Genomic DNA, 22,671 nt, shown 5'->3' with positions numbered 1-22,671 from the left:
GGGGAAATTGAAATGGAGTCAAATATTCAGCCATTAGATAAAGTATTTTTACACTTAGGTCCTCTTTCAATAAAGTGGTATGGAGTATTGATCGGTTTAGGTGTTGTATTAGGTTTATGGTTGGCAATTCGTGAAAGTAAACGACGTGGAATACCTGATGATACATTTTTGGATCTGATTTTAGTAGCTCTACCTTCAGCCATTATAGGGGCTAGAATTTATTATGTACTATTTGAGTGGAGCTACTATTCTAAGCATGTTAGTGAAATACCGGCCATTTGGCATGGTGGATTAGCTATTCACGGTGGTTTAATTGGGGCGTTTATTGCTAGTTACTTTTTTGCAAAGAAAAGAGGCATTTCATTTTGGAAGCTTGCAGATATTGCAGCACCAAGTATTTTAGTAGGCCAAATGCTTGGACGTTGGGGAAACTTTATGAACCAAGAGGCTCATGGAGGTCCAGTAACAAGATCATTTTTAGAAAGTCTTCATTTACCTACTTGGATTATTAATCAAATGTATATTGATGGAACGTATTATCATCCAACATTTTTATATGAATCATTATGGAGTTTATTAGGGATTATCTTCTTACTAATTTTAAGAAGAGTGAATCTAAGACGTGGTGAAATGTTTTTAACTTATTTAATTTGGTACTCAGTTGGTCGTTTCTTTATTGAAGGACTGAGAACAGATAGTTTAATGTTAACAAGTACAATTAGAATGGCTCAATTTATTTCAGTCGTAATTATCATACTATCTATTATCATTCTTGTTTATCGTAGAGTTAAAGGGTTATCGAATGAGCGTTATTTAGACGCATAAGTTTGTAAAACAGGAGTGGGGAGCACGTTGGAAACTTTAAAGAGAGGGTTACTAGTTGGTTTACAAACTTCTTGGAAAATAGGGAAAATAATTTTCCCTATTTCTTTCATTTTAACGATCATTAAAGAAACTGCACTAATGGACTGGTTTGTTAATATTCTTGAACCATTAATGAGTTTTATCGGTTTAAAGGGAGATGCAGCATTAGTATTAGTTTTAGGAAATGTTTTAAATCTTTATGCAGCCCTTGGAGCAATGCTACCGATGGATTTAACTGTTAAGGAGGCATTGATCCTTGCAGTTATGTTAAGTTTTTCTCATAATCTATTTGTTGAAACGACAGTAGCTACTGCTGTAGGAGTTCGAGCATCTTTTGTTGTTTTAGTAAGGATTGGATTTGCAATTATCTCTGCTATTTGTATCCATTTCTTTTGGTCTGGTGGAACAGAAATTGTTCATAAAGGCATTGCTGTTGCAGAGAGCGTTAACCAGTCAGGATGGGATATCATTTATAATGCCATCATTTCATCATTAATGGGTATTTTAAACCTTATTAAAATTGTTTTTCCATTAATGCTAGTTATTCAAATTGCAAAAGATTATGGGTGGATGAATTATATAACAAAAGCATTATCTCCATTTACTAAATTAATCGGTGTTGAAGCAAAAGCTGGAGTTACATTAGCCGCGGGATTGTTTTTTGGATTAGCTTTTGGAGCAGGTGTTATGATTCAAGCCGTTAAAGAAGATGGTGTTTCGAAACGAGATTTATACCTCGTTTTCTTATTTTTAGTAGCTTGTCATGCTGTAGTAGAAGATACACTTCTCTTTATTCCTTTAGGGATTCCAGTTTTATACTTATTTTTAATTCGTTTCTTTGTCGCATTAGTTGTTACTTGTATAGTTGCAAGAATCGTAGGAAGAGTAGGGAGAAAAACTGAATCAAGTTTAAAAGCTGAAGTGAAATAGAAAGGAAATTCTTATGAAAATAAATACGATTCTTTTTGATTTAGATGGTACTTTAATCAATACAAATGAATTAATTATTGCTTCATTCTTGCATACTTTGAATAAATATTATCCCGAACAATATAAACGTGAACATGTTATACCTTTTATGGGTCCAACTTTAACTGAATCATTCTCTACGGTAGATGCAGAAAGAGTTGACGAGTTCATCTCGGAATATCGCAGTTTTAATATGGAGATGCATGATGAGTTTGTTGAGGAGTATGAAACGGTTTATGAGACGATTGAAACTTTACACAAGTTAGGATATAAAATTGGGATTGTAACAACAAAGGCACGAAATGTTGTTGAGATGGGCTTAAGTTTTGGTCGATTAAAGCAATTCTTTGATACTGTTATCACAATAGATGACGTGCAAAATGCAAAGCCACATCCAGAACCGATTCAATTAGCTTTAAAAAAATTAAATTCTATTCCTGAAGAGAGTATAATGGTGGGCGATAATTACCATGATATTGAAGGTGGTCGAAATGCTGGAACGAAAACAGCAGGTGTTGCTTGGTCACTAAAAGGAAAAGAATTTTTAGCTACTTTTAAACCTGATTTTATGCTTGAAAAGATGAGTGATCTCTTACGAATTTTAGGAATTGATGAGAATTGAGGAAAACGAAACGCTACCTAATTGAAGGTGAAAATTCACTTTGGCAAGTCTACAAGACTGTTTCGTTTTGGAAAACATTTCGAAATACTATTGTCATTGAAATAGCTCGTTATATCCCTTTCTTTAGACTGAAAAACTGGATGTATAGGAATCTCATTGGAATGAAAGTAGGAGAGTATGCAGCCTTTGCATTTAAAGTAACGCCTGATTTAATGTTTCCAGAATTAATTTCAGTTGGTAGTAATTCGATTATCGGCTATAATACAACAATTTTGGCGCATGAATATTTAATTAATGAATATCGATTAGGAGAAGTCATTATTGGTAATAATGTGTTAGTTGGTGCAAATACGACAATCCTGCCGGGTGTCACAATAGGTGATGGTGCGAAAGTTTCAGCTGCAACACTTGTCAACAAGGATGTTCCAGCTGGTGCATTCGTTGGAGGTAATCCTATGGTTATTATTTCATTACCTCAATCTGATACTACTATTTAAAAAGTAGTTTTCAATATTTTTTGTTTCGGTTAAAATAATACTTTGACAACTTATTTAGATAATGTGGAAATTGTACGTTCGTCTAAAATTCTTATAATTTGGACGGCGACTATTTCCTCTTTTTATGTGATATACTGTGATAAGCTTGAAAAACTGGAGGATCGAATGTCTGAAAATTTGGGGAATCAAACAAATCAATTTCATAATGTCGTTTCGTTCTCGTTACCGAAAGATTATTTCTATGAAAAAGGGATGAAAGCTTATAATAGTAACGATTCTGAGCAAGCGATTTATTATTTAAAAAAAGCTGCTGAAAATGAAGAAAATCAAACAGTTCTTATAGATATTTCTAGAAAGCTTTTATCATTACATCAATATCAAACGACAATAACAATTTTAGAATATATTTTAGATAAATATCCAACAAATGAGGATGTATATTATTTATTAGCATTTGCATTTTTTGAATTAGGATTGTTCCAAAAAGCCAATTTGTATGCTCAAAAGTATTTAGAAATTGGCACGGATGAAGAGCAATTAGAAGAACTAGAAGACTATTTAGATATTATTCATAGTGAAGAAGATGATGATTTAAGTATTAATGATGATTTATTAGTGCTTCAAGAGCGAGTTACAAGCTATTTGGCAAATCATGATTGGAAATCTGCTAAAACAACTTTACTTACTATTGTTGATAAGTATCAAGAATTTTGGCCTGCTTATAATAACTTAGCTTTAGTAGAGCTTCATTTAGGTAATCCTGAGGAAGCTGAAAGAGTATTACAATATGTTTTAGAACATAATCCAGGTAATTTATCAGCTTTAATTCATTTAACAATGCTAAAAAGAATATTAAATGAACAAGAAATTGCTCTGCAATATCTTGAAGGCTTATCAAATATTGTTCCAATCTCTGAAGAGCACCGCCATAAGCTTGGCGTACTTTTCTATCAGTTCAAGAAGTATGAAGAAGCTTATAAGTTATTTAATTTACTGTACATGGAACGACCAGATCGTGAAATACAGTTTTATTATATGTTCTGTGATGCAGCTTATCAATCTGGAAGAATTGAAACGGCGGAGCGTATTTGGAATTTTGAAATGACTAGTGAATTTGATGATCATGAGGAATTAGCTCCATGGGCTGAAAAAAAGCATTCATCGAATGAAATCGAACAATTAATGGCTGAAACAGAGTACCAAGCAAAATACTCCAATTCGAATAGTGAGAGATGGGGATTAATCTATTTTATGAAGGAATATTATTATGAACAAAAATTTAGTTCAATCCTTCAAGATTTAAATCCATTAGAAAATATTGGTCTCGATGAACAATTAGAACAGGTTCTTCTAAATAATATGTGTTATCTAGAGCCTCATCCATCATTGAATATTGCGATTAACGGAGCAAAGAAAGTACAAACAACTTGGGAAGAAGATTATATAATACTACGTAATCATCTTCAATTATGGTTTTTCGCTATTTGTGAACTTACCTTAAAATATAAAGAATTACCTGTAAGTGAAGATGTTTTATTAGCTGCTACACATTATCTTGTTGAAAATGAAGTAAAACGTGTATCACAAAAGAAAATTGCAGCAAACTATAATATCTCTACCTATTTATTAAATAAAGGCATTAGCGCCATTCGAAGCTTGTTTTAATACCAGATGGTGTTAATGCAAGCTTTCTTTATTTCTCATTAAGGTGAGTATAAATTGGAAGCAAGGATTTGTACTCGATGTGGTAGCAAATACTAGGAATTAAGTATAAGTGCAACTACGCCTCTGACTTCTCCTAAAAGCTCGTCAGTCGAAGAGTTTTTTTTATCATGAGCATATGATTTGTTGTTTTATGTCATCGCGTATTAGGATAGTGATAGTTAATGAAGTAGGGCAATTAGCCATTTAAGTACAAGGAGTGATTAAGAAATGGAAGAAAAAATTTATGATGTTGTTATCATTGGAGCTGGTCCTGCAGGGATGACGGCAGCTGTATATACATCTCGTGCAAATCTTTCTACATTAATGATGGAACGTGGTATTCCAGGTGGACAGATGGCAAATACTGAAGAAATTGAAAACTACCCAGGTTTTGATAGTATTTTAGGCCCGGATTTATCAAATAAAATGTTTGATCATGCGAAAAAATTTGGTGCTGAATACGCTTATGGTGACATTAAAGAAATTATCGACGGTAAAGAATATAAAACAATCATTGCTGGTAAAAAAGAGTACAAAGCACGCGCAATTATTATTTCAACTGGTGCAGAATACAAAAAAATTGGTGTTCCAGGTGAGCAAGAGCTTGGAGGACGTGGTGTATCTTACTGTGCTGTTTGTGATGGAGCATTCTTTAAGGATAAAGAATTAGTAGTTATAGGTGGCGGAGATTCAGCAGTAGAAGAAGGCGTATATTTAACTCGATATGCTTCTAAAGTTACAATCGTTCACCGTAGAGATCAATTACGAGCTCAAAAAATTCTTCAAGACCGTGCATTTGCAAATGAAAAAATTTCATTTATTTGGAATTCTACAATCAAAGAAGTTAACGGAACTGATGGTAAAGTAAGTAGCGTAACGCTTGTAGATACTCAAAATGGTGAAGAAACTGAATTTAAAACAGATGGCGTATTTATCTATATTGGAATGCTGCCATTAACAAAACCATTCTTAAGTTTAGGTATTACGAATGAAAATGGATATATCGAAACAAACGATGTAATGGAAACAAAAGTACCTGGAATTTTTGCTGCTGGTGATGTTCGTGAAAAAACTTTACGTCAAGTTGTAACAGCTACTGGAGACGGAAGTATTGCTGCTCAAGCAGTACAACATTATATTGAAGAATTAAAAGAAGAATTATCTAAAACTAACTAATCTTGATTAGAAACAATAAACTGACATATAAAATTAAGTTTTAGAATTGTGAACGAAATTGTAATATTCTGAAACTTATATGTAATTAGGGTGTAACTCTCCTGAAATATAGTTACTGTAATATAGACAATAACCAGAGAGCCCCCTAATATATAGGAACATGGATATGCGCTTGTCCATGTTCCCTTTTTTTGTGCATTAAAGTATAAATTTGTAGCGACAAAGGAGGACCTATCGTAGTAGCAATTAAGTATAAATGCAACATCGCCTTTAGTCTTCGCTAGAAAGCTCGTAAATCAGTAAATTTTCTTTAATTGTCTCCGAAAGTGATCGGTTTTGTTCCTCACGCCTAGTTCGAACCCACAAAATCTTTTCCTTTAGCATAGACCTTTCAACCCTAATTCCCACTCTTAACAAGTTGTTGTCTGACTAGTTTAACGGTATAATATAGATTGGGCAGTTTCAACCAACTGCAAGTCCAAATTGTAAGTGAGGTATAAGAAATGCAAAGAGTTACACATTGTGTTTTGGTAAATGAAAATAATATCCTCTTGCTACAAAAACCTAGAAGAAACTGGTGGGTTGCACCCGGCGGTAAGATGGAGCCAGGTGAAAACATTAGAGAAGCAGTTGTTCGTGAATATCGTGAAGAAACAGGTGTTTACTTAAAAAACCCAAAATTAAAAGGTGTTTTTACAATTATTATAGAAGAAGATGCTAAGGTAGTGAATGAATGGATGATGTTTTCATTTTTGGCTACCGAGTTTGACGGTGAAAATCAAGATGAGTGTGAAGAAGGAATTCTTCGCTGGCATGCAATAGATGAAGTGAAAAGTCTTCCTATGGCAGCAGGTGACTATCATATTATTGATTATTTACTAAAGGGTAAAGAAATTTTACATGGTACCTTTGTCTATACACCGGATTTTGAATTATTAAGATATCGTTTAAATCCTAGTTAACCTAAATTATAGAAAGGGTTGAGTTAAATGCCTACAAGATCACATGTAAAAATGGTTATTATAACTGGAATGTCAGGTGCTGGAAAGACTGTCGTTGTTCAAGCGTTAGAAGATATCGGTTATTTCTGTGTCGATAATCTTCCTCCTGCTCTACTTCCAAAATTTGTAGAGCTATTAAAGGACCCGGATCACAATACAACAGATAAAGTTGCTCTTGTTATGGATTTACGAGGAAGAGAATTTTTTGATCAGTTAGGGAATTCGTTAGATCAATTAATGTCTACTCCTTCAATCATCCCTCAAATTTTATTTTTAGATGCAACGAATGCTGCACTTGTTACTCGATACAAAGAAACTCGTCGCTCACATCCACTTTCTCCAACAGGATCTCCATTAAAGGGAATTGAGTTGGAACGTACTCTTTTAGCCGAGGTAAAAGGGCGTGCACAATTAATTTATGATACTTCAGATTTAAAGCCTAAAATATTACGAGAAAAAATAATTGAACAATTTAGAGAAAATGAACAAGAAGGTTTTTCAGTAAATATTCAGTCATTCGGTTTTAAGTATGGAATACCGATTGATGCGGATTTAGTATTTGACGTACGATTTTTACCAAACCCATTTTATATTGAATCAATGCGTCCTTTAACTGGCTTAGATGAAGAAGTTTCCTCTTATGTTCTAAAATTTAATGAGACAACCGAATTTATGCTGAAATTAATTGATTTAATTAGTTTTATGTTACCTCAATATAAAAGAGAAGGTAAACGACAACTAATCATTGCGATCGGATGTACAGGTGGACAGCATCGCTCTGTTACTTTAGCAGAGTATTTAGCTAACTACTATAAGGATCAATATGATACGAATGTTAGTCATCGGGACGTTGAAAAAAGGAGTCATAAATAATGGTTAGTCAACGTTCGAAAATAGTAATAATTGGAGGCGGAACGGGACTATCTGTTTTAGTTCGTGGGTTGAAAAAACATCCCGTTGATATTACCGCTATCGTTACAGTTGCAGATGATGGTGGTAGCTCTGGACGATTACGTGACGAGTTGAAAATTCCACCACCTGGTGATGTACGAAATGTACTTGCCGCGTTATCAGATGTGGAACCGATGTTGGAAGAATTATTCCAACATCGATTTGCAACATCTGGAGACCTTTCTGGACATTCTCTAGGTAATTTAATGCTAAGTGCAATGACTGCGATTACAGGTGATTTTTACCGTGCAATCATTGAAATGAGAAGGGTATTAAATGTTAGAGGGAAAGTTATACCAGCAGCTAATCAAAGTGTCGTATTAAAAGCTGAATTAGAAGATGGCACTATTGTTTCAGGTGAATCAAAAATTCCTTATTCTGGTAAGAAGATTAAAAGAGTATTTTTAGCACCAGGAAATGTTGAACCTTTAAAAGAAGCACTTGATGAAATTAATCGTGCTGACTTAATTGTAATTGGACCGGGTAGTTTATATACGAGTATCCTTCCTAATCTATTAGTTACTAAAATTGGGAAGGCTGTTGTAAATTCAAATGCTAAAAAAGTATATGTATGTAATGTGATGACTCAAGCGGGTGAAACTTTGCATTATACAGCTAGTGATCACGTAAGGGCTCTATACCAGCATTTAGACTCAAGCTTTATCGATACAATAATTGTCAATGAAGGCACAATGCCTAAAAATATTTTAGAACTTTATAAGGAAGAACATGCTCAACAAGTAAAACTTGATATAAATGAGCTTGAATCTTTAAATCTAGAAATTGTTCATAAGTCGATCGTTAAATATGATGATAATGTGATTAGGCATGATACAGTAAAGTTAGCTGAAATCTTATGTGATCTAATCCCGACAAAAATAAAAGAATAATGAAAAAATATATAGAGCTAGAAGGAGGGGGTGATTCAAATGTCCTTTGCATCAGAAACGAAAAAAGAATTAACAACGATTGAGATCAAAGATTGTTGTTCAAAATCTGAGCTATCCTCTTTAATTCGAATGAATGGTTCATTATCAATTGCGAATCGCCAATTTATTGTAGATGTAGTTACTGAAAATGCAGCAATAGCTAGAAGAATATATGTATTAATTAAACGTGTTTATGATGTGGACGTTGAATTGCTCGTTCGTAAAAAAATGCGTCTTAAAAAGAACAATGTATATATTGTTCGAATAAAAGAAGAAGCGAAACATATTTTAAATGATCTTTATATAACTGGTGAAGGATTTACCTTTACGAATGAAATAGCAAAAGAGCTAATTGCGAAGAAATGTTGTAAACGCTCCTATTTAAGAGGTGCTTTTCTAGCTGGTGGTTCAGTAAATAATCCAGAGACATCTTCATATCATTTAGAAATTTTTTCACTATATAAAGAGCATACGGAAGAAATTTGCCGTCTAATGAATGAGTTCGGATTAAATGCTAAAACACTGGAGAGACGTAAAGGTTATATCACGTACTTAAAGGAAGCAGAAAAAATTACTGAGTTTTTAAACGTTGTTGGTGCACATTCAGCTTTATTAAGGTTTGAGGATATCCGCATTCTAAGAGATATGAGAAACAGTGTTAATCGTCTAGTAAATTGTGAAACTGCGAACTTAAATAAAACAATCAGTGCAGCCTTTAGGCAAATTGAAAATATACGTTATATCCAAAACTCAGTTGGTTTAGATATATTACCGCCGAAGCTACGTGAAATTGCAGAACTTCGAGTAGCGTATGAGGATGTAACATTAAAAGAGTTAGGTGAAATGGTATCTAGTGGTGCAATTAGTAAATCAGGAATCAATCATCGACTACGTAAAATTGATGAAATAGCTGATAAACTAAGAGCGGGAGAACCGATAAAAATAAAATAAAAGTTAAGAGGGAAGAAAAAATGATTGAGAAAAAAGGAAGAGTACTATTAGAAACTGGAATACAGGCTCGTCCAGCAGCACAATTTGTTCAAGTTGCTACGAGATTTCGCTCAGAAGTATTATTAGCTTACAAAGGTAAACAAGTAAACGTTAAAAGTATCATGGGTGTTATGAGTCTTGCTGTACCTCATGGAGAAGAAATCGTAATTACTGTTACTGGCGACGATGAAGTTGAAGCGATGGAAGCCGTAATGGACTTTATTGGAGAAGAAATTTGATGTAATTGGACATTCACAAGTTGGATGTCCAATTTTTTCTATAAAAAAACTAGCCGAGAAATTACGGCTAGTTTTTTATTATTATTTAATAGCTGCAGTATTAGAAATTACTTTATCAATTAATCCGTATTCTAATGCACGGTCTGCAGTCATAAAGTTATCGCGCTCTGTATCACGCTCGATCGTATCTAATGGTTGACCAGTACGATCTGCAAGAATTTTGTTTAATTTATCACGTAAGAACAAGATTCGCTTAGCTGCAATTTCGATTTCAGTAGCTTGCCCTTGAGCACCACCTAATGGTTGGTGAATCATAACTTCTGCATTTGGAAGAGCATATCTCTTTCCTTTTTCCCCAGCAGATAATAAGAAAGCACCCATTGAAGCCGCCATACCAATACATATTGTAGATACTTGTGGCTTAATAAAGTTCATCGTATCATAAATAGCCATACCAGCAGTAATACTTCCTCCTGGACTATTTATGTATAATGAAATATCCTTATCTGGATCTTCTGCTGCTAAAAATAAAAGTTGTGAAACAATTGAGTTAGCTACGTTATCATCGATTGCGCTACCTAACATGATGATGCGGTCTTTTAATAGACGAGAGTATATATCATACGCACGCTCACCACGACTTGTTTGTTCAATAACTGTAGGAATTAAATTCATTTTTTCTCCTCCTTGTTTAAAACAAATGAATGATTAATACAATAATACCTTTAAGGTCAGAAAAGGTCAAATAAAAGAGATGCTATATTTAATGTATTATTTAAACTAAAAAATATTGACCTTTTATAACATATCTATTTATCTAATACTTCAACATCATTAACGACTTTTCCTATTATTAAACGTAACTTTATGTAGTTTTTCTTTTGATCAGTTAAAAAACTAATAACAAAATGAATCCTATTCGGTTAATTAAATAATCGGGAGCAGATATTGTTTGGAAATGAATGAGAATGGAAGAAAAAGAAGAAGTAAAAAGTAAATAACGTCCTCTATATACAGGGGGCGTCACACTATTGAAAAACAGTCTTGTCAATTTAATTACCAAGTTTTCGTAAAGGTGTTTAGTGAGGTTGATTTCCACTGCGGGATGCTCGCTTTCCATGGGGGCGAGACCTGAGCGCCTTCTCGGCGAGCCTGCGGGGTCTCAGCCTTCTCGCTTATCCCATAGGAGTCGAGCATCCCTCCGTTCCAATCAACTAATTCATCAAAAAAAGTTTAAGATAAAATGCTACTTAAATATCCTTTACTTAGCGTAAAATAACAGTTTATTAATCAGTTTATTTTTCAATTAAGATCGAAAATGAACTTATAAACTAATCATTTGAAATTATTTATCTAAAAAAATTGCTCTAAATATTTTAACTTCTGAAAAAACAAGTACTATAGTTTTGTTGATAGATTAGAATTAAATATAATTTCATCGCGTCTTCCGTATATAGAAGACGATGAGTTTAAACGATTTTACAAAGCCATCAAAACAAAAGGGAAAAATCTATAAAACAAAATTTATAGAAGAATAGGCACACAAACCATTCTAAAGTGTATCTTCTTCTTTTTCTACCTCAAAAAGAAACCTAAATCATTGCGGTCAGAACATTCTAACGATATAATAAAACATAAGATTTTTTATATAAATCTTTTTCTAGACCTTACATTTTTCTCAATCTTTGTTAACTCAGTGGATAGAGCACGTTTGAATAAGCTACAAAGCGAAACTGCAGCGCACCAATCGAGCTGCTCCTTGCACCTGCCTCCTGAGATTGGGGCGACAATACGATCTACTTATTTACCTTTATATTATAATGCGTTCGTAGCTCAGTGGATAGAGCAACGGTTTCCGGTACCGTGTGTCGCAGGTTCGAATCCTGTCGAGCGCGCTAAAAGATTAAACCGAGTGATAAAATCTGTAAAATAACAGACATATCGCTCGGTTTTTATTGTTCTTCTGTTAAACCCTGAATCTCAGCCTAAAATCCTACCTTTACATTACAACTAAAGATGTACTAAAACTCCATCCAATGAAGAATGGGTTCCCTTTACTTAAAATCATATATTTAAAGTAAATAAAGGGAGGTCATTCAAATGGATATGAATTCTTGGTTTCTTGAAGAAATGGCTCAATTCAATAAAGATGAAATAGAAAGAGAATTAAAATTTAAAGAAACCTATAAACTGTACTCAACAACTAAAAAGAAAAAATACTGCTTCGACTTAAAAATCATTAAATTCTGTTTCTAAACAAGAGAAGTTTAAAATCATTTTTAAATTTACTAAAATGAGTCGAGTAATTTTATCGGTTATTTTTGCTCCTTCTATTTTTTTCCTCTATTCTTTTTCCTAAATATATGATATATTACTCTTTGCGATGAGCTAATTTGAGTAAGACGAGAGATATGCGCAAGCTAAACGCGCGGATGTGGCCGCCCGGTCTCTCGCCTCAAACGCATCAAGACGTCTGCTGCGGCAGGCGTCTTTCTTTTTGTCCATTCCTTTGTGTATAATAGTACATATTAAAATTGAAGGGAATGTTTTTGTGTTAACGATTGCAGAATACACTGTAGAAGAAATAAAAGATCCATTTGGTATCATTGAGGGTGATCGATATGAGTTTATTCTTTATATCAATGTACCAGAGGATGATGAATTATTTAATGAAAAAGGTATATACATAAAAGTGCTTTTTGGAGTAAATGGTGAAGAGTCGAAATTAATTAAATATGACTTGTATGAATCTGAGTCAAATCAGTATTTAGATTTTGATTTGGAAGAAGATGAAGAAAAAGAAGTATTCGAATTTTGTAAAACTCATTTAACAGTTGAAGATTAATATTAATGTGTTATTGAGTGACACACTTCAGCTTAGGGAATCGTTTAGATTGTGTAATTTGGCAACACACTATTGTGTGTTTGTAAACACAGTACCAAATGAGCCTACACACTTATAAAACACTAATATTTTGAACAAATGCTACGTTTTGAAAACCTTGATTTATCAAGGTTTTTTTGTTGTGTTTTCGAATAGATAGATTTTTTAGAATATTGGCACAGGATTTGCAATATTTAAATTGATTCGCAACTTGTCATTGTAACGCGTAATTCTTTTGTCATTATTTGTAAAAATGTAAGCGTTTCATCGACGAGGAAAATTGAGGAGGTGTAGGATGAATATCTTATTGGTATGTTCTGCAGGAATGTCGACTAGTCTACTAGTTACAAAAATGGAACAAGCAGCTAAGGCAAAAGGAATTGAGGCAACAATATGGGCTGTTGCTGGTGATGAGGCAAAGGAAAATTTAGTCAAAGCGGATGTATTACTTCTTGGTCCTCAGGTTCGTTATCTAATCTCAGAAATGAAAAAACTAGCTGAACCTAAAGGGATACCAGTAGATACGATTAATCCAGTGCATTATGGATTGATGAATGGTGAAGCTGTTCTGGAAATGGCTTTAAATTTGAAAAAATAAACGGGGAATTAAAAATCTAGAGAGAATAGAAGGTGTATTTTGAATGATGCGTTTTGCTGAAAAGTATATAATGCCTGCCGCAGCGAAGTTTGGTAATCAACGTCATTTGTTAGCGATCCGTGATGCGTTAATTGGAATGATTGCCATTACGATGATTGGAGCTTTTGCTGTACTTATTAATAACTTAGGTGGCGCAATTCACGGCTACGATAAAATGATGGAAACAGTCTTTGGTGCAAACTGGAAAACACTAGGCAGTGATATTTGGTGGGGAACATTTGCATTTATGACAGTATTTGCCGTTGTAGGGATCGCGCATAGATTAGCTCGTTCTTATGGTGATGAAGGTTTTGAAGCAATGCTTGTTGCATTAGCGTGTTACTTTGTACTTGTTCCACAATCATTAGCTGCAGTATCTGTTACGTTAAATGGTGGTAAGACAGCTACAGGTGGAACTTGGGGATTTATTAGTTGGAATTCATTAAACTCAACAGCTTTATTTACAGGTATTATCGTTGCGATTATTGCGACTGAAATTTTTGTACGTTTAGCTAGAGTGAAACAATTAGTCATTAAATTACCAGATGGCGTTCCACCAGCAGTATCAAAAGCATTTGCAAAGTTGTTACCAGGTATGTTAACAATCTTTATCGTTGCATTAATTGGCTTATTGTTCAGATTATACATTTCGAACGGCGTATTCTTTAATGAATGGTTAAATTCAGTTCTTGTAAAACCATTAACTGATGCAGCCGATTCATTAGGATTTGCGGTTGCGATTGCATTCTTTGTACATTTCTTCTGGGCACTTGGATTACATGGTCCAAATATTTTAGGGGGGATTACAACTCCTTTATTAACTACTCTAGGTAACCATAACATCGATTTATATGCAAAAGGTGTAACAGATCTAGATAAGTATTCAGTCTTAGCAGGGCCATTCTTAGATGCTTTCGTATATATGGGTGGATCAGGTACTACAATCGGTTTACTTGTTGCAATGTTCTTAGTTAACCGTAAACGTCATAAACAGATGATTGCTTTAGGAACACCTCCAGGATTATTTAATATTAATGAACCAATTATTTTCGGATTACCAATCGTGTTAAACCCAGTATGGTTAATACCATTTATCATTACTCCAATTGTTTTAACCATTATTTCTTATTTAGCAGTTCAATCACATATTGTTTTCCCAGTTGTTTCTACAATCCCTTGGGTAACTCCACCAGTTATAGGTGGCTATTTAGCAACTGGAGGTCACTGGAGCGGTGCAGTTTTATCGCTTGTAAACGTAGTGATTTCAATCGTTATTTACTTACCGTTTGTTGTAGTAGCAGAAAGAATGGAAGCTAGAAAGTCAACAGAAACGACAAGTAGTAATTCATTAAATGTATAATAGAATGTGAAGGAGAAGAGTGCAAATGCCAACCGACACAAATAATGAACAAATTGCATTACAGCTTATATTACATTCCGGTAATGCTAAGAGTTTATTAATGGAAGCAATGTATAAAGCTCGTGATGGAGAGTTCGAGGAAGCTCGTAGAAAAGTAAACGAGGCGAATGCGGAACTTAGGCTGGCTCATCATTCACAAACTTCACTTATACAAAGTGAAGCTGGTGGGCAACAATACAAAATTAATATTCTTTTAGTACATGCACAGGATCATTTAATGAACACTCTTACAACAAGAGATTTAGTAGAAGAAATTATTTATTTGCATGAGAAAATTTCACTTTAATTATTGAAAAAAAGTGGTGTAGATTAATTCTACATCACTTTTTTTCTTAGATTACATAGAACAAAATGTATAATTTAAGTAAGAATCGAAAAGTGTTTTAAAACACTATAATTTAGTGTACTTAAATCATGACACACTAACCGGGTAATAACACACTATAACAATTTAAGAAGATGAACGAACTAAAATTAACACACTAGATGTTTTAAGTTACTTTCCTTTTAAAGCAAAGAAAAAAGATTTCATGACGATGAGTCCATATAGGACAACGTTTCAATGAGTAAATGATAAATTTTTGAAAATGTCAGAAAAAGTTGGCACGCCATTTGCTATATAAAGAGTGTACAAAATAAATAAATTTGTAGATGCTACAAGGAACTGTTTCTTACTTTCAAACAAACCTGTAAGCGCTACGCTAATTCTAATACTGGAGGAATAACAATGAATATTTTATTAGCTTGTTCAGCAGGAATGTCTACTAGCTTACTAGTAACTAAAATGGAGGATGCAGCAAAAGCAAAAGGGATTGAAATAAAGATTTGGGCAGTTTCAGGAGATGCTGCAAAAGAAAATTTAGATAAAGCAGATGTTCTTTTATTAGGACCACAAGTGCGTTATTTAGCTTCTGAAATGAAAAAAGTTGCCGAGCCAAAAGGAATACCAGTGGATGTAATCAATCCAGTACATTATGGACTTATGAATGGTGAAGCTGTTTTAGAATTGGCACTTAGTTTAAAAAAATAGTCATATATGTTGCATACATTTTAAACAAAAGGGAGTCTTAAAAAATGATGAATTTTGTAGATAGATATATAATGCCAGCTGCAGCAAAGTTCGGTAACCAACGTCATTTATTAGCAATACGCGATGCGTTAATCGGGATGATTGCCATAACAATGGTCGGTTCATTTGCAGTTTTATTTAATAATTTAGGTGGAGCGATTAAAGGTTACGACAAAATGATGGAAGCTCTTTTTGGAGTGAACTGGAAGACATTAGGTGGAGACATTTGGTGGGGAACATTCGCATTTATGACTGTTTTTGCAGTTGTAGGGATTGCTTATAAATTGGCACGTTCTTATGGTGATGAAGGATTTGAAGCAATGCTTGTCGCATTAGCGTCATATTTTGTACTAGTGCCACAATCATTAAACACAGTATCGGTTACATTAGAAAATGGAAAAACAGCTACTGGTAGTGTTTGGGGATTAGTGAACTCTACTTATACTAATTCAACTGCACTATTTACGGGAATAATCGTTGCCATTATTGCAACAGAAATTTTTGTTCGCTTATCAAGAGTAAAGCAATTAGTTATTAAATTACCAGATGGTGTACCACCAGCAGTTTCAAAAGCTTTTGCGAAGCTAATACCTGGTATGCTAACAATCTTTGTGATCGCGATTGTTGGATTGTTATTCAGATTATATTTATCGGATGGGGTTTATTTTAATGATTGGTTAAGCTCAGTACTTGTTAAGCCATTAACGAATGCTGCAGACTCTTTACCGTTTGCAATCGGTATAGCATTCTTTATTCATTTCTTCTGGATGCTTGGCTTACATGGACCAAATATACTAGGTGGAATTACGACACCATTATTTACAGCTTTAGGAAATGAAAATATTGATTTAGCAGCAAAAGGTGTTACAAAGTGGAGTGAATACAATGTAATGGCTGGCCAGTTCTTTGATGCATTTGTATTCTTAGGTGGATCAGGTGCTACGTTAGGGTTAATCATTTCAATGATATTAATAAATCGAAAACGTAATAAACAAATGATTGGATTAGGTGGGGCACCAGGTTTATTCCAAATTAATGAACCAGTTCTTTTCGGATTGCCAATCGTGTTAAATCCAATGTGGTTAATTCCATTCATTGGTACACCAATTATCTTAACGATTATTTCATATTTAGCGATTTCTTTAGGTATGGTTCACCCAGTAACTACGAATATTCCATGGGTAACACCACCAATTTTAGGTGGGTGGTTGATTACAGGTGGACATTGGACAGGTGCAGCCTTAGCAGCATTCAACTTAGTTATCTCAGTGGTCATCTATTTACCTTTCGTTGCACTACAAAGACGTATGGAATCTAAAAAAATGAGAGAAGCAGCAAATAATCAAAGTGCTGCTATGTAAGGCAGTTTGAGGAGGATACGAAATGAGTACTTTAACGACAATCGAGCAAACAGCATTCCAATTAATCTTACACGCAGGAAACGCAAAAAGCTCATTAATGGAAGGTATGCAGGCTGCTCGAGCGGGTAATTTAGAAGAAGCAAATAGTAAGATTGAAGAAGCAAAGAAAGAATTAAATCTTGCGCATCAGGCACAAACTTCATTAATTCAAGGTGAAGCACGTGGAGAGAATGTTGAATTAAGTATCTTATTAATTCATGCTCAAGATCATTTAATGAATGCATTAACGATGAGGGACTTAGTAACAGAAATAATTTTCCTACATGAAAAATTAAATAAATAAGAGAAAATAGAAAAGTAGTTTCCTAGAATGACCGGGCTACTTTTCTCCTATCATAAAAAAGGAGTGAAGAAAATGAGAAACGGTATTAAAATAGCAACAATTGGTGGCGGTTCAAGTTATACTCCAGAATTAGTTGAAGGTTTTATTAAACGTTATGATGAACTACCTGTAAGAGAGCTATGGCTAGTGGACATTGAAGAAGGTAGAGAGAAACTTGAAATCGTTGGAAACCTTGCGAAAAGAATGGTAGAAAAAGCAGGAGTACCAATGGAAATTCACTTAACGCTTGATCGACGTGCTGCCCTTAAAGATGCTGATTTTGTTACGACACAATTTCGTGTAGGCTTACTTGAAGCTCGTATGAAGGATGAACGTATTCCCTTAAAATATGGGGTAATTGGTCAAGAAACAAATGGTCCTGGTGGTCTGTTTAAAGCACTTCGTACAATTCCAGTTATTTTAGATATCGTTAAGGATATTGAAGAGCTTTGTCCAAATGCTTGGCTAGTAAACTTTACGAATCCTACAGGTATTTTAACAGAAGCAATTTTAAGATACACAAATTTCCGTAAAGTAGTAGGTTTATGTAATGTACCAATTCATATCCACATGAACATTGCAAAAGGTCTAGGGGTAGAAGCTGAACGTGTGCATATTGATTTTATGGGATTAAATCATATGGTTTACGGAACGAAGGTATTATTAGATGGTGAAGATGTAACAAGTCGTGTTGTAAGTGAGTTTGCACGCCCTGCTGAAAGTATGACGATGCAAAATATTAAGGCAATGGATTGGAATCCTGATTTTATTGAAGCACTTGGAGCGATTCCATGTCCGTATCATCGCTACTACTATCAAACGAAAGTAATGCTAGAGGAAGAGCTTGAAGCAGCGAAAAAAGATGGTACGCGTGCAGAAGTTGTAAAAAAATTAGAAGAATCATTATTTGAATTATATAAAGATCCTAATTTAAATATTAAGCCACCACAATTAGAAAAACGCGGTGGAGCTTATTATAGTGATGCTGCATGCCGATTAATTTCATCTCTATATAACAATAAAGGTGATATCCAACCTGTTAACACAATGAATAATGGTGCTATTGCATCAATTCCAGATGATTGTGCTGTTGAAGTAAGTGCCGTTATTACAAAAGATGGTCCAAAACCACTTACAATGGGTGATTTGCCGGTTGCAGTACGCGGTTTAGTTCAACAAATAAAATCATTCGAGCGTGTTGCTGCGGAAGCCGGAGTAACTGGTGATTATAAAACAGCTTTACTTGCTATGTGTATCAACCCACTAGTTGGATCTGATAATTTAGCAAAACAAATACTAGATGAAATGTTAGAGGCTCACAAAGAGCATTTACCTCAATTCTTCAAAAACGAAAAAGTAGCAGCAAATTAACGATTAAAAAGTGGGATGTAGCTCGAATGAAAGAGTGCATCCCTTTTTATCATACTAAATGAAAAAAGGGGAATAAATGATGACGAAGCTTATTGTAAATGCAGATGATTTCGGATATTCAAAAGGTGTAAATTATGGCATTATTGAATCACATTTGAATGGAATAGTGAACTCCGCGACTATGATGATGAATATGTATGCTGTGGAGCATGGAATTGAATTAGCAAAATTACATCCTACATTAGGATTAGGTGTACATCTTGTATTAACTGCGGGCAAACCATTATTAACAGGTCTACAAACAATCGTAGATCAAAATGCGGATTTCCTTAAGAATAGTTATTGGTATGACAATCCAGTTATTAATGTTGAAGAAGTTGAAAAGGAATGGGATGCTCAAATTCAAAAGTTTCTTTCTTATGGATTGAATCCTTCACATCTAGATAGTCATCACCATGTACACATGATCCCAATTCTACACCCTGTGATTGCAAGATTATCTCAAAAGTATGATCTTCCAGTCCGAGTTTCTCCAAATAGTCAAATAGACGGAATCACACCTTTTACGGATCAATTATTAACCGATTTTTATGGTAGTGATATTCCAAAAAACTATTTTGAGAAAATAGAAGAAAGAATAAATAATAGTATTGAGTCAGTAGAGGTTATGGTACATCCAGCATTTCTAGATAATCATTTGAAAAATGGTACATCTTATTGCTTTGAGAGATTAACAGAACTAGATATCTTAACGAACTCAAAACTTCCTGAGGGAGTAGAGTTAGTAAAGTATTAATATTGAGAAAAAAGCCAGTTCCTTCATCGAAGTAACTGGCTCAGACTGTTGACAAACGCTCGCTTTCTTCGTTGCTTCGCCTGTCTGCGGTGCTCATTACCGTCAAAGGTAACTCCGCTCCTCACCAGGCTTCGCGCCTAGAAAGTCAGGCGCTTGCAATCAGTCTGAAAGTCAAATTTGAGTACTTTGTCTAAGGATCTTCAACGAAGTAACAACTGCCTTTTTCTTATTTTATATAAAATTCTTCATCTAACCTACTTATATCATTTCTAGAATAAAATTCCATTAAGTAACATATTTCATCATCAGGTATGATAATGTCACAAGCATCCTCAATTTGTTGCATTATTTTTTTAATTTTTAAATATAGCATATAGTCACTATTTATTTTATCTTCTTTATCTTTAAATGGAATTAGAGGCTGTGAGTTTTGAATTCGATCGATCATGCAACTCATATGAATAACTATTCCCATTAAATCCTCATTTTTGAAAAATTTATCTGTTTGTACTTGTATATCATTCAAGGAACGTCTAATCACGCTAATTACTTTTTTAGCATCCTTTAAAGAAATAGTATCTTGTAATGTTTCAGCCATTTTTAAATACGTTTCTTCATAAGTGATCAATTCTTGTATTGTCTTTGTAGCCTTCATATTTAATACATCTTGTAAATGAAACGTATTAAATGGAACATTTATATCAAAATTCGAAACAATACAAACGATACTTCGTTCTTTAGATATATCATTTAACATTTTTTGTAATTCGTCTTTATTTAAAAGGCTAATTGGCACGATTTCTAACATCTCTTTATCATAGACCAAGTTATTCGCTAGTATATTTTTAATGGCTATTGCACTTCCCTGACCAGTCAGACATGCAGTTAAAATGACAGAACGATTAAATTCAGGTTGTTTCGTTTTATTCGAATGAGAATTGATGAAGAAAGTAGTTAAGTTTCGCACATCCTGATATAGCTCGTCTAAATTATAACCTAGTGTCGCTTTTCTAGAGGCTTCGATTACATGTGCAGTACTTACCATTTGAATCACGCGTACAGGAATTGAAAATTCGGCTTCAATTATGTCTCCGATATAAGATAGTGACCCCATATCGATACAAAGTAGAATTCCATTTAATTTACCTAAAGATTTAATATAATCTTTTACTCGAATTAAAAAATCTTGTGGTGGTTCACTTAATGGCATGTCGATTCCAATAACTTCCTCATTTTCTAACAGTTCATTTGTTACATTTGCCATTTCTCTAGCAATACCATTACCGTGAGCTAATACAATTACTTTTACATTGGAACTAGTCACTTTAAAATCTTCGTTTCCATATACAAAAAACATCGTTATAAATGCTACTTCATCAAATGGGATTGAAACATTTGAAAAATCTTCAATCATTTTTACACATTCAATTGAAACGGAAAACTCTTTCTTATATTGATCTCGGATTTGCGTTATATTTGGATGATAAATTTTCTTGTTTGACTGTATACGTTGTAATAGGGTTTGTATGTGTAGGCTAAGTGCAACGAGTATTTTTTCATTAAATCTCTTACTTAATTTTTCTTCTGCTAGTTTTAGAACCTTTTCGCTTAGTGTAACGATTTCTGGCTTGATTATTTTTTGGACATTTTCTTTACTAGATAGTTTGCGATTTATAGAAGTTAAATAATGCGTAAAATAACTTTCAATATCGTTTTCCATAAGTAAGGATAACTCGTCCTGAGCAACGCCACGTTGTTTTAGTTCTTCGTATTTCGTATCAATTCGGTCATAAATTGTATCTGCGGAATGATCCAATTGCTGGTTACTGGTTATACCCTTTGTTGGTGAAAATTCAAAATGCTCGTTTAACAGTGTGACTGCATGCTTCACCTTTTTTTCAATGAATAAGCCTTCCTTCACATACCAGTTCAAATCAGTGCTATAAATTCGTATTTTATCATGTTTATGAGTAATAAAATCTGCGTAAGCCTTTGCGCAAGCTAATTGAATGTCAGCTTTAAGTTGTCCGATATTGTTTTGACAAGGATAAAATAGAAAAGAGCGAATCGTATTTGCACTTACAACGATCTCTTTTCCTAGACGAACACTTTCTTCCGTGAAAAATCGTTTAATTAGTGTCAATCTCTCTTCATATGATCGATCGCGAAGAGCAGGCAATGTAATGACCATAGGAATCCGGCGCGTAAATGTAGATAATAAAGTGGATCCGGGATCCTCTGTTGTTGCTGAAATGATTAAAACATTCGATGTTCGCTCGTTTTCTGTCTCTCCTAGTCTTCTATACAACTTATAATCAATGAACGTAAATAACATTTCTTGACCTTCAGGAGTAAGACGATGAACCTCATCTAAAAATAATATTCCATTATTTGCTTTCTCAAGCAGCCCCTTTTGTTCTGTTGCACCTGTATAAGCACCTTTTCTTACGCCGAAAAGCTGACCTAATAATAGTTGTGGATTATTTGCATAGTCTGCGCAATTAAAAATAATGAATGGGGAATCGTTTTCTAAAACATTCGAACGAATTGCGTAATCATGCATTCTTTTAGCAAAAGCAGATTTACCAACACCAGTCTCACCGAGTATTAATGTATGCATTCCATTAGGTGGATAGAGAATAGCTGATCTTGCTTTTTCGATGGCAGGTCTTAAACTAATATTCTCTTCATAAAAATATTCATATTTATAGTTTGAACTTGCTGGATTGTTTTGAGAATTATTCGGTTGTTGTATACGATCAGACTGAAGTTTAAATACAACGGGTCTAGAATTTGTTTTAATTAATAA

23 protein-coding genes and 1 tRNA gene are annotated in these 22,671 nt (G+C 34.0%); 22 read left to right on the top strand and 2 right to left on the bottom strand.

The features are described 5' to 3' along the window. The first annotated feature begins 12 nt into the window (after positions 1-12). The 11 genes from lgt (at position 13) to CN514_RS07105 (ending at position 9,942) form a co-directional block, all read left to right on the top strand. The gene (gene lgt, locus CN514_RS07155; protein WP_098232000.1) at positions 13-825 is read left to right on the top strand and encodes a prolipoprotein diacylglyceryl transferase; all 813 of its coding nucleotides are present in this window, start codon (positions 13-15) and stop codon (positions 823-825) included. Between the two features lie 27 nt (positions 826-852). Continuing rightward, positions 853-1,794, top strand: coding sequence for a nucleoside recognition domain-containing protein (locus CN514_RS07150; RefSeq protein ID WP_098231999.1), 942 nt, complete (start codon positions 853-855; stop codon positions 1,792-1,794). A gap of 13 nt (positions 1,795-1,807) precedes the next feature. Continuing rightward, on the top strand, positions 1,808-2,455 hold the full coding sequence (ppaX, locus tag CN514_RS07145; protein ID WP_098231998.1) for a pyrophosphatase PpaX: 648 nt from the start codon (positions 1,808-1,810) through the stop codon (positions 2,453-2,455). After that, positions 2,452-2,952: an acyltransferase gene (locus CN514_RS07140; RefSeq protein WP_098231997.1), complete on the top strand. Its 501-nt coding sequence runs from the start codon at positions 2,452-2,454 to the stop codon at positions 2,950-2,952. The genes ppaX and CN514_RS07140 overlap by 4 nt, the downstream gene beginning before the upstream one ends. A 165-nt stretch (positions 2,953-3,117) precedes the next feature. Beyond that, complete coding sequence (locus CN514_RS07135) at positions 3,118-4,617, top strand: tetratricopeptide repeat protein (protein ID WP_098231996.1); 1,500 nt, start codon at positions 3,118-3,120, stop codon at positions 4,615-4,617. A gap of 267 nt (positions 4,618-4,884) precedes the next feature. Beyond that, on the top strand, positions 4,885-5,832 hold the full coding sequence (gene trxB / locus CN514_RS07130; RefSeq protein ID WP_098231995.1) for a thioredoxin-disulfide reductase: 948 nt from the start codon (positions 4,885-4,887) through the stop codon (positions 5,830-5,832). A 503-nt stretch (positions 5,833-6,335) separates the two neighbouring features. Beyond that, a complete protein-coding gene (locus CN514_RS07125) occupies positions 6,336-6,794 on the top strand; it encodes an NUDIX hydrolase (protein ID WP_098231994.1) in 459 nt (152 codons plus the stop codon). Between the two features lie 27 nt (positions 6,795-6,821). Continuing rightward, positions 6,822-7,706: an RNase adapter RapZ gene (rapZ, locus tag CN514_RS07120; RefSeq protein ID WP_098231993.1), complete on the top strand. Its 885-nt coding sequence runs from the start codon at positions 6,822-6,824 to the stop codon at positions 7,704-7,706. After that, positions 7,706-8,674 carry a gluconeogenesis factor YvcK family protein gene (locus tag CN514_RS07115; RefSeq protein WP_098231992.1) on the top strand — a complete coding sequence of 323 codons (969 nt, stop codon included), beginning with the start codon at positions 7,706-7,708 and terminating at the stop codon, positions 8,672-8,674. The genes rapZ and CN514_RS07115 overlap by 1 nt, the downstream gene beginning before the upstream one ends. A 39-nt stretch (positions 8,675-8,713) precedes the next feature. After that, positions 8,714-9,664, top strand: a complete 951-nt coding sequence (whiA, locus tag CN514_RS07110; protein WP_098231991.1) for a DNA-binding protein WhiA — start codon at positions 8,714-8,716, stop codon at positions 9,662-9,664. Between the two features lie 20 nt (positions 9,665-9,684). Continuing rightward, the gene (locus CN514_RS07105; RefSeq protein WP_025568719.1) at positions 9,685-9,942 is read left to right on the top strand and encodes an HPr family phosphocarrier protein; all 258 of its coding nucleotides are present in this window, start codon (positions 9,685-9,687) and stop codon (positions 9,940-9,942) included. 81 nt (positions 9,943-10,023) lie between these two features. On the opposite strand, the gene clpP is transcribed toward CN514_RS07105, so the two are convergent. Next, positions 10,024-10,617 carry an ATP-dependent Clp endopeptidase proteolytic subunit ClpP gene (clpP, locus tag CN514_RS07100; protein WP_025568718.1) on the bottom strand — a complete coding sequence of 198 codons (594 nt, stop codon included), beginning with the start codon at positions 10,615-10,617 and terminating at the stop codon, positions 10,024-10,026. Positions 10,618-11,764: 1,147 nt separating this feature from the next. Between clpP and CN514_RS07095 the strand changes: the two genes are divergently transcribed. The 11 genes from CN514_RS07095 to chbG all read left to right on the top strand — a co-directional run bounded on the left by CN514_RS07095 (position 11,765) and on the right by chbG (position 19,862). Further along, positions 11,765-11,837: transfer RNA gene (locus CN514_RS07095), tRNA-Arg, on the top strand. Positions 11,838-12,042: 205 nt separating this feature from the next. Next, positions 12,043-12,198 (top strand): hypothetical protein, encoded by a 156-nt coding sequence (locus CN514_RS25585; protein WP_176525821.1) that lies wholly within the window; start codon positions 12,043-12,045, stop codon positions 12,196-12,198. Between the two features lie 295 nt (positions 12,199-12,493). Then, a complete protein-coding gene (locus CN514_RS07090; protein WP_098231990.1) occupies positions 12,494-12,787 on the top strand; it encodes a DUF6509 family protein in 294 nt (97 codons plus the stop codon). A 334-nt stretch (positions 12,788-13,121) separates the two neighbouring features. Next, a complete protein-coding gene (locus CN514_RS07085) occupies positions 13,122-13,424 on the top strand; it encodes a PTS sugar transporter subunit IIB (RefSeq protein ID WP_098231989.1) in 303 nt (100 codons plus the stop codon). Positions 13,425-13,467: 43 nt separating this feature from the next. Continuing rightward, positions 13,468-14,823 carry a PTS sugar transporter subunit IIC gene (locus tag CN514_RS07080; RefSeq protein ID WP_098231988.1) on the top strand — a complete coding sequence of 452 codons (1,356 nt, stop codon included), beginning with the start codon at positions 13,468-13,470 and terminating at the stop codon, positions 14,821-14,823. A 25-nt stretch (positions 14,824-14,848) separates the two neighbouring features. Then, positions 14,849-15,169: a PTS sugar transporter subunit IIA gene (locus CN514_RS07075; RefSeq protein ID WP_098231987.1), complete on the top strand. Its 321-nt coding sequence runs from the start codon at positions 14,849-14,851 to the stop codon at positions 15,167-15,169. Between the two features lie 441 nt (positions 15,170-15,610). Further along, positions 15,611-15,913: a PTS sugar transporter subunit IIB gene (locus CN514_RS07070; RefSeq protein ID WP_098231986.1), complete on the top strand. Its 303-nt coding sequence runs from the start codon at positions 15,611-15,613 to the stop codon at positions 15,911-15,913. A 44-nt stretch (positions 15,914-15,957) separates the two neighbouring features. After that, complete coding sequence (locus CN514_RS07065; RefSeq protein ID WP_098231985.1) at positions 15,958-17,313, top strand: PTS sugar transporter subunit IIC; 1,356 nt, start codon at positions 15,958-15,960, stop codon at positions 17,311-17,313. Between the two features lie 22 nt (positions 17,314-17,335). Beyond that, positions 17,336-17,656 carry a PTS lactose/cellobiose transporter subunit IIA gene (locus CN514_RS07060; protein ID WP_029715362.1) on the top strand — a complete coding sequence of 107 codons (321 nt, stop codon included), beginning with the start codon at positions 17,336-17,338 and terminating at the stop codon, positions 17,654-17,656. Between the two features lie 72 nt (positions 17,657-17,728). Beyond that, complete coding sequence (locus CN514_RS07055) at positions 17,729-19,066, top strand: 6-phospho-beta-glucosidase (protein WP_098231984.1); 1,338 nt, start codon at positions 17,729-17,731, stop codon at positions 19,064-19,066. 79 nt (positions 19,067-19,145) lie between these two features. After that, complete coding sequence (gene chbG, locus CN514_RS07050; RefSeq protein ID WP_098231983.1) at positions 19,146-19,862, top strand: chitin disaccharide deacetylase; 717 nt, start codon at positions 19,146-19,148, stop codon at positions 19,860-19,862. Between the two features lie 226 nt (positions 19,863-20,088). Here the strand turns inward: chbG and CN514_RS07045 are convergent. Beyond that, positions 20,089-22,671 (bottom strand): sigma-54-dependent transcriptional regulator (locus CN514_RS07045; protein ID WP_141529321.1); only part of this gene is annotated, 2,583 nt, incomplete at its 5' end.

It is taken from the genome of Bacillus sp. AFS001701, from assembly GCF_002559405.1.
In the GTDB taxonomy this organism is placed as follows: Bacteria; Bacillota; Bacilli; order Bacillales; family Bacillaceae_G; genus Gottfriedia.
The sequence above is the reverse complement of the archived record's forward strand: the minus strand, read 5'-3'. Positions and strand labels throughout refer to the sequence as shown.